An 8,219-nucleotide genomic window follows, 5' to 3' on the forward strand; every position below is an offset into this window, starting at 1 on the left:
TAAGGACAATCCATCTTGATTTATTTGAGAATATCATTTTCTATTATGCAACACCGCAAAAACGATATGAGATCCCGTCAAGCCCAGGAAGATGATACCAGGGAACACAACGGGGAATTATCCCCTATGCCCGCCGGGTTGCCAGTCCCGCCCAAAAAGCAAAGGGCGCGAGGCAAATTACAAAGCTATAAGTTGGTTGCGAGTTGTCTAATTGGGTTAATTTTGGGGAGTTTAACCTGGTGGCGGTTAAATTCAAGACCTGGGAAGATTAGCGGTTAGGAGAATCGTCAATCAGAGTACAGCTTGTTCACCAGTCGCTTAATACATTGCCCTCACCCTAAATCTGGATCCCAGAGAGGGAGAGGGACTTTGAGAGGACAAAAATATCTCTTAATGTGACTGATAGTCCGTAGACTTATCGTCCACCATGGGTAATTATGACTCTATGGAAAAATCAAAAGCAAAAACCTTAAAAGCTTTGGGATTTCTGATTAGACAGCATAGAATGGCTGTGGGTATTTCTCAAGAAGAACTAGGGCTACGCTGTGACCTAGACCGCACGTATATATCTGGTCTAGAGCGTGGTGTCAGAAATCCTTCTCTTACGGCGATTGTGGCTCTTGCTGAGGGCTTAGGAATAACCGTATCTCAACTTCTGGACAACTTAGAAATAGAAATAACTAGGACTGAATGAATCGCAATTTAGTGGCTAATTTTAAATCCCAATTAAAACCAGGTTCTTCTCAGTTAAAGGTGTTCAGTTTGCTGTCAGATCAGAAGTGGCACTGTCGCACTTGTGAAGGTAAGCAAGTAGCATCGGAGCAATACGCTGGAGGTGGTGGAATTCAAGGACTAGAGCGCGGAACTAAAAGTCGTCCGGGGCTACATCTTGAGACCAAACGGGATTTCTGTAACATCTGTAATAAAAAAACCAGATGGGATAGATGGACTGGGCAAATAAAACCGTCAAATGCTCCGGCTATTATTCCCCCCAAATTAGCAGACAGAATTTTGAAACTTTATGATTATAAAGACGTTATTGAAAATCGAAAAAGACCAACCCATGAGTTAGTGATTGATCACCGTTTTCCTATGCAGCGTTGGGGTAAAGCCGAACCTAGTCATGACATAAACATGAACGAAAACGAAATCAAAAGAAAATTTCAACTTCTCAAAAAAGATAGTGCTGGCAACCACAATTTACTGAAATCGAGAAGTTGTGAAAGATGTATGAAAACTGGTAAAAGAGGGCAGCCCATGGGTATCCGCTTCTGGTATTCTGGGGGTGAGAACTGGCCTGATAATATTCCTCCATTGGGAGCGGAAGCAGAAGGTGGTTGTATAGGTTGCGGTTGGTATGATTTTGAGTCATGGCGTAATGCTCTTAATGCAACATTAGCTGAACATAAGTAAGCTGTTTTTCGGAGACAACTATATTTTCAGCCTCATTTTCAGCCTCTGTGACAATCCTATTTAAGTAAGGAATGAGTCCATAGCCAATACACTCTGCTAGACGTGGAGGAACAGCATTTCCAATTTGCCACATGGCTTTTTTCATGGTTCCTTCAAAGATAAAAGAATCAGGAAAGGTCTGTAATCTAGCCATTTCTCGCGCTGAAATCACCCGATTTAGATGGGGATGAATATGAGTCCCCCCGTGATTCTCTTTGATGGTCATACTAGGTTTTCCGGGATACTGTCGCTTAAAAGCATCAACATAGGTTTGATACAAAGAACCTCCTGGAGGTACTTTTGATATCCGCTCCATATATTCGGGAGAATGACGAGTCCATTCATGATTAATACTGGGAATGGGTTGGTAAGCTGGTAGATCGGAAATTGCTGATTCAATTGTCTGATACTCCTCTGGAACTAATTGAGGATTTGGATAAGGATTTTCCATTCCGAAACGATTAGCTATAAAAATAGCTCTCGGTCTGATTTGGGGAACACCATAGGCGGCAGATTCAAGAATTGCCACGGAAATATTTGTGTAACCAATGGCTTGAAAAGCAGAAAAAATAGCTTGTTTAATTTTGCCTTTTTTGAGGGTTAAAATTCCCGGCACATTTTCCATAACGACATACCAAGGACGCACTTCAGCAACAATGCGAATAAATTGTTGGAATAAATGATTGCGAGGGTCATTGGGATCGCGCTTCCCAGCGACAGAAAAACCTTGACACGGTGGCCCGCCTACGACCAGATGAACTGAAGGAGAACCAATTTTAGATAGCCACTGGTGAGGATTAAAATCATTAACATCCCCACAAAAATGATGACAATTGGGAAAGTTTCTCTGATGAGTGGCGGAGGCAATTGGGTTAATTTCTACACTAGCTACTGGATTAAAACCAGCTTGCCAAAAACCCTGCGTGATTCCCCCTGCACCAGAAAATAGATCGATAAAGTTATAGGTTTGCAGTGGTTGGGATACGGGATTAATATCAACTTGAACTTGATAAGGATCGCGTTTGGTTGTGGCTAATTCACGCTGAATTCTTTGATAACGCCCTAATTTAGCTTTTTTCTGTTTCCTGGTGCTGTTATCTTTTGGATCATCTGGAAACAAGGATAATTGTAGGTCCATGACTTGAAAAATAAAGGCTCTATAATCATGATTGTGATAGATAGTCTACATAATGTCAAGACTGAGATCAAGTCGAACCTTTTGTTAACAAGAATAACGCGCCCAATGTAGGGGCATTAAAAAAGAAGGGCGGGTGCAGGTAGTTGGCTGGTTTTCCCGATGGCGGATCTAGCACCCGCCCCTACTAGCACCGACCCTTTCCCCACGGCGGTTTTTGGTGAGGTAGTGCGATCGCATTTCACCGAATTTCACCGAATTTCGACCTCGAATAACGCGCCCAATGTAATGTAGGGGCGGGTGCAGCAGTCAGCCATGGAACACACCAGCCAATGATATACACCCGCCCTTTCCCCGCCGCCGTTTTGAACAGGTGGTGCGATCGCATTCCCGACGGTTTTGGGAAAAAATCCGCCAACCGTCTAAACCCGCCCATTAGCCCTAGGGCGAGACTATTTTAAATGTAATAGTCTTGAAGGGCTTTAACATCTAGGGGGCGTTGCTGGAGCGATCGCAAAGCGGATATGGTGGCTTTAGCGCCAGCGATAGTGGTAATAATCGGGACCTTGTAAGCCAAAGCCGATCGCCGAATCATAATCCCATCAGCGCGTGCTTCCGACCCCGAAGGCGTGATAATCGCCAATTGTACCGCGTGATTTTTAATAGCATCCAATACATTAGGGCGACCCTCATGGAGTTTCAACTCTAGGTCAACCTTAACCCCATGTTCCCATAACACCTTGCGAGTGTTGATGGTAGCAGTCACCTTAAAGCCGAGATCCAGGAAATCTTGAACCACAGGAACGATCGCTTCTTTATCGCGGTCATTGACAGAGACAAACACCGTCCCCGACATGGGTATCACCTGACCCGCCGCCAATTCGGCTTTAGCAAAGGCGCGTCCGAATTCGGTATCAATTCCCATAACTTCTCCGGTCGATCGCATTTCGGGACCGAGGAGGACATCCGTACCTGGGAACTTAGCAAAAGGTAAAACCGCCTCTTTCACCGAGACATAATCGGGAATTTTCTCCTGAGTATATCCCAACTCTGCCAAAGTCTTGCCAGACATGACGCGGGAAGCCATTTTCGCCAAAGGAATACCGATCGCCTTAGACACAAAGGGAACAGTCCGGGAAGCGCGGGGGTTAGCCTCCAGAATATAAACCTGTTCACCTTGTACCGCAAACTGAATGTTCATCAGACCCACCACATTCAAAGCCTTGGCTAATTGAATAGTCTGGCGGCGTATGGTAGCGAGGACGGTTTCTGATAGACTTTGGGTAGGAATGGAACAAGCGGAGTCCCCGGAGTGAATCCCCGCCTGTTCGATATGTTCCATAATCCCACCGATGACGACATTTCCGGTATGGTCAGCGATCGCATCAACATCGACCTCAACGGCATTTTCCAGGAACTTATCAACCAAAATCGGGTGATCCGGTTCCACCAGCACCGCAAAGGTCATATATCGTTCCAATTCCTCATCAGAATAGACGATTTCCATGGCGCGACCCCCCAACACATAGGAAGGACGCACGACGACCGGATAACCGATACGACCCGCCACCGCGAGAGCCTCTTCATAGCTGCGAGCCATTCCATTCGCCGCCTGTTGAATATTCAACTCCCGGAGAATTTTCTCGAAGCGTTCCCGGTCCTCAGCGGTATCAATAGAGTCAGGGCTAGTCCCCCAAATTTTAGTTTTTAGGGTGGATTCTGACAAGGCTTTTTCCAGGGGGACGGCTAGTTTTAAGGGAGTCTGACCGCCAAACTGAATGACAATACCTAGTGGTTCTTCCGCCTCGATGATATTAAAAACATCCTCCTTGGTCAAGGGTTCAAAATAGAGGCGATCGCTGGTGTCGTAGTCGGTGGAAACCGTCTCCGGGTTGGAGTTAACCATAATGGTGATATAGCCATCATCGCGCAAAGAATAGGAGGCGTGACAGCAACAATAGTCAAACTCAATCCCCTGACCAATGCGGTTAGGTCCGCCGCCGAGAATCATGACTTTGGGGCGGTCGGAGGGGATCATTTCGTCCTCTTCCCAATAGGTAGAGTAATAGTAAGGGGTGGTAGACTCAAATTCGGCGGCGCAGGTATCCACCATTTTATAGGCAGGTTTGACCCCTAAACCCTTACGATATTTACGGACTTCATCTTCGGTGGTTTGACTTGCAAAAGCAATTTGGCGATCGCTAAAACCTTGTCGCTTAATCGCCAGCATATCCTCATGATTAATTTGGTTGAAGGGAGTGCGTTTTAAAAATTTCTCCGTCTCCAACAATTGCTGCAACTTATCCAAAAACCAAGGGTCAATCCCGGTTAACTCATAAATCTCCTCTACCGACATTCCCAATAACATGGCATAGCGGAGCGTTAGCATTCGGTCGGGGTTAGGAGTCCTTAAACCAGAACGGATAGTATCCAAACTGGGGACTTTTTCATTAGTATTAAGTCCCCAACCCGCCAAACCTGTTTCGAGCGATCGCATAGCCTTTTGGAAGGACTCGCAGAAAGTGCCACCAATAGCCATCGCCTCACCCACCGATTTCATTTGGGTAGTCAATACTGGTTCAGCACCTGGGAACTTCTCAAAAGTAAACCGGGGAATCTTGGTGACCACATAATCAATAGTTGGTTCAAAAGAAGCCGGAGTTTTTTTGGTGATATCATTGCTAATTTCATCGAGGGTATAACCCACAGACAATTTGGCTGCAAACTTCGCAATAGGGAACCCAGTCGCCTTGGAAGCCAAAGCCGAAGACCGACTGACGCGGGGGTTCATTTCAATGACAATCACATCTCCATTAACCGGGTTCACGGAAAACTGGATATTAGAACCTCCCGTTTCTACCCCAATTTCCCGGATAATTTTAATCGCCGCATCCCGCAATCGTTGATATTCCTTATCGGTGAGGGTTTGCGCCGGAGCGACGGTAATGGAATCGCCAGTATGAACCCCCATAGGGTCGAGGTTTTCAATGGAACAGATAATCACCACATTATCCGCCAAATCCCGCATTACCTCTAACTCGTATTCTTTCCAGCCAATTAAAGACTGTTCCACCAAAATCTGGGACATGGGGGAAGCATCCAACCCAGCGATCGCCAATTCCTCGTATTCTTCCTGATTATAAGCAATACCGCCCCCTGTACCCCCCATAGTGAAGGCGGGACGAATAATCAGCGGATAACTACCAATTTGCTCCGCAATAGCCCTGGCTTCATTGAGGTTATTCGCAATACCTGATGGACAGCAGCCGACCCCAATTTTCTCCATCGCCTGTTTGAACAGGAGACGATCTTCGGCTTTTTCAATCGCATCTAATTTAGCGCCAATCAGTTCAACACCATATTTGTCTAAAACCCCATTTTTCGACAAAGCCACCGCAATATTTAAGGCGGTCTGACCCCCCATGGTTGGTAATAAAGCGTCGGGACGTTCCGCCTCGATGACTTTTTCCACAATTTCTGGGGTTAAGGGTTCAATGTATGTCCGCCGGGCTGTTTCCGGGTCGGTCATGATTGTGGCTGGGTTAGAGTTGACCAGAACTACATCATATCCTTCTTCTCGTAGGGCTTTACAGGCTTGAGTCCCTGAATAGTCAAACTCACAGGCTTGTCCGATGACAATTGGACCCGAACCCAGCAGCAGAATTTTTTTTAGGTCGTCGCGTCGCGGCATATCTCTTAACTATCCGTTATTCGGTTATCTGTGAAGTACCCTACCACCACCTGGGTCAGAACAGGCTGACGCATTGGGTGTAGGCTTCCTGCTTCTCCGACAATTCCCCAGGCTATTAGTTTATAGCTGGGGTCTCCCATCGTCTCCACAGGCCTAAACGCCACTTCCTGGCGCTTAAAAATCATAACTTAGACTTAAATTTAACTGAACATCATCAGCCTAATTTTAGATCCGATGCCCAATTATGGGCGATCGCTCACTGTAATCAATGCCAGGGTACAATCTCAACTCCCGCCTAAATGTTCAGACTGAACTTGACAAGTGCGATCGTACTACTACCCTAGAACCGGAAAATCAACTAACAACCAGTAATAATGATTGTAGACATGACGAGAAAACTCCCATGATTATCAGTGTATACATATCTAAATTAATCCTCTTTTTAACAATCCAATAACAGTATATGAAAAAATGTGTCTAATTCCACCACCTAGCCATTAACAATAGCCGAAATTACCCAATTTCGAGGTTCTACCAATCAGCCATGAGTTGTGATCACAATTTCCTGAATCATCTATAATCAGTAAAGACAAGGCTGATATCAGGGAACTGATTAAATACTGATGGTGGTGAACTTATTTCATCTTCTGGCTGATATTGGTGTATCGTTACTAATGGATTGACCGATCGCCCTGATTAGTGAGAAAATGGTACAACAATCCCTTATTATCCCAAACATCCTTATGCCTAAACCTAGTTCATACGCGGTTCATCTTTTGATTCAGGGGGGACACCGGGAAGAAGTCCGGTTCAGGACGATCCAGGATTTTCAGACCTGGTACACTAAGGTTCTGATTCCTAAGCACACTGATACCGATTTTCTCAATGTCCCGATTAAAACCATTGAAGGTGAGTATCTGGTAGTTCGTCCCTCTAGTATTATGGGGATTCGCGTCGAACCCATTTATACTAGCAGCATAGAACGCGACGAAGTAGAATGAAACCAAAATCCGCTCAGGTCATTGGTATTGATTTAGGGGGGACGGCGATTAAACTGGGACTGTTTGAGGCGGACGGTTCCTGTAACCAATCCCTGACGGTGGCAACTCCACAACCCGCTACCCCGGAAGCTGTGTTGGCAGCAATACTAAACGCTATATCACAAATAACAGCCCCTGTCGAGTCTTGGGCGGCGATCGGGGTGGGTTTACCGGGACCAGTAGATGGGACGGGGCGTATCTCCCAGGTAGCCATTAACCTAGAGAATTGGCGGGATGTTCCCTTAGCAGACTGGCTGGAAGAAAAAACCCAAAAGCCAGTAATCATGGCTAATGATGCTAATTGTGCGGGGTTGGGGGAAGCCTGGTTAGGGGCGGGACGAAATTTTGATAATCTGATTATGTTAACTCTGGGGACAGGAGTTGGCGGGGCGATTATCCTCAATCGTCAGTTATTTGTGGGTCATCGCGGCGCGGCGGGGGAGTTGGGATTAATTACTTTGAACCCCGATGGACCCCCTTGTAATAGCGGAAATCAGGGTTCTCTGGAACAATATGTCTCTGTACAAGCTATCCGCCGAGAAACGGGTGATCACCCTTCTGACCTAGCCAAAAAGGCGATCGCAGGTGATTCCCAAGCCTTAGCCTATTGGGAAGAATATGGGCGACGGTTAGGGGCGGGTTTAGCTAGTTTAATTTATGTTTTGACTCCAGAAGCGGTCATTTTAGGCGGTGGTATTAGTGCGGCAGCGAATCTATTTTTACCAACCCTCTGGGAGGAAATTCAACGCCGAGTTTTACCCACTTCTCGGGAAGGGCTACAAATTTTGACCGCCGAATTAGGAAATCAGGCGGGTACTATAGGGGCGGCGCGACTTGCTTTTCAGATAATTAATAATTAATAATTAATAATTAATAATTAACATGATTTCCTGAAGTCAAG

10 protein-coding genes are annotated in these 8,219 nt (G+C 45.9%); 7 read left to right on the forward strand and 3 right to left on the reverse strand.

Annotation, left to right across the window (positions count from 1 at the left end; all coding sequences use genetic code 11):
• The first annotated feature begins 427 nt into the window (after positions 1-427).
• Together P5683_RS20570 and P5683_RS20575 are read left to right on the forward strand one after the other, a co-directional pair.
• Entirely contained in the window at positions 428-694 is a 267-nt protein-coding gene (locus tag P5683_RS20570; protein WP_006623273.1) for a helix-turn-helix domain-containing protein, read from the forward strand.
• Positions 691-1,413 (forward strand): hypothetical protein, encoded by a 723-nt coding sequence (locus tag P5683_RS20575; protein WP_006623272.1) that lies wholly within the window; start codon positions 691-693, stop codon positions 1,411-1,413. The genes P5683_RS20570 and P5683_RS20575 overlap by 4 nt, the downstream gene beginning before the upstream one ends.
• On the opposite strand, the gene P5683_RS20580 is transcribed toward P5683_RS20575, so the two are convergent.
• Positions 1,385-2,590 (reverse strand): DNA cytosine methyltransferase, encoded by a 1,206-nt coding sequence (locus tag P5683_RS20580; protein WP_008054305.1) that lies wholly within the window; start codon positions 2,588-2,590, stop codon positions 1,385-1,387. The genes P5683_RS20575 and P5683_RS20580 overlap by 29 nt on opposite strands.
• Before the next feature lie 159 nt (positions 2,591-2,749).
• On the opposite strand from P5683_RS20580, the gene P5683_RS20585 reads away from it, so the two are divergent.
• Together P5683_RS20585 and P5683_RS20590 are read left to right on the forward strand one after the other, a co-directional pair.
• On the forward strand, positions 2,750-2,881 hold the full coding sequence (locus P5683_RS20585; RefSeq protein ID WP_257720183.1) for a hypothetical protein: 132 nt from the start codon (positions 2,750-2,752) through the stop codon (positions 2,879-2,881).
• A gap of 38 nt (positions 2,882-2,919) precedes the next feature.
• The gene (locus P5683_RS20590) at positions 2,920-3,048 is read left to right on the forward strand and encodes a hypothetical protein (RefSeq protein WP_257720182.1); all 129 of its coding nucleotides are present in this window, start codon (positions 2,920-2,922) and stop codon (positions 3,046-3,048) included.
• On the opposite strand, the gene carB is transcribed toward P5683_RS20590, so the two are convergent.
• Together carB and P5683_RS20600 are read right to left on the reverse strand one after the other, a co-directional pair.
• Complete coding sequence (carB, locus tag P5683_RS20595) at positions 3,045-6,278, reverse strand: carbamoyl-phosphate synthase large subunit (protein ID WP_006670841.1); 3,234 nt, start codon at positions 6,276-6,278, stop codon at positions 3,045-3,047. The genes P5683_RS20590 and carB overlap by 4 nt on opposite strands.
• 5 nt (positions 6,279-6,283) lie before the next feature.
• Positions 6,284-6,463, reverse strand: a complete 180-nt coding sequence (locus P5683_RS20600; RefSeq protein ID WP_006623269.1) for a hypothetical protein — start codon at positions 6,461-6,463, stop codon at positions 6,284-6,286.
• 83 nt (positions 6,464-6,546) lie between these two features.
• On the opposite strand from P5683_RS20600, the gene P5683_RS20605 reads away from it, so the two are divergent.
• The 3 genes from P5683_RS20605 to P5683_RS20615 all read left to right on the forward strand — a co-directional run bounded on the left by P5683_RS20605 (position 6,547) and on the right by P5683_RS20615 (position 8,178).
• Positions 6,547-6,735: a hypothetical protein gene (locus P5683_RS20605; protein ID WP_006623268.1), complete on the forward strand. Its 189-nt coding sequence runs from the start codon at positions 6,547-6,549 to the stop codon at positions 6,733-6,735.
• A gap of 286 nt (positions 6,736-7,021) precedes the next feature.
• Positions 7,022-7,279, forward strand: coding sequence for a hypothetical protein (locus tag P5683_RS20610; protein ID WP_006616856.1), 258 nt, complete (start codon positions 7,022-7,024; stop codon positions 7,277-7,279).
• Positions 7,276-8,178 carry an ROK family protein gene (locus tag P5683_RS20615; protein WP_006623266.1) on the forward strand — a complete coding sequence of 301 codons (903 nt, stop codon included), beginning with the start codon at positions 7,276-7,278 and terminating at the stop codon, positions 8,176-8,178. The genes P5683_RS20610 and P5683_RS20615 overlap by 4 nt, the downstream gene beginning before the upstream one ends.
• Positions 8,179-8,219 lie beyond the last annotated feature (41 nt).

The organism is Limnospira sp. PMC 1279.21, assembly GCF_032349615.1.
GTDB lineage: Bacteria > Cyanobacteriota > Cyanobacteriia > Cyanobacteriales > Microcoleaceae > Limnospira > Limnospira fusiformis.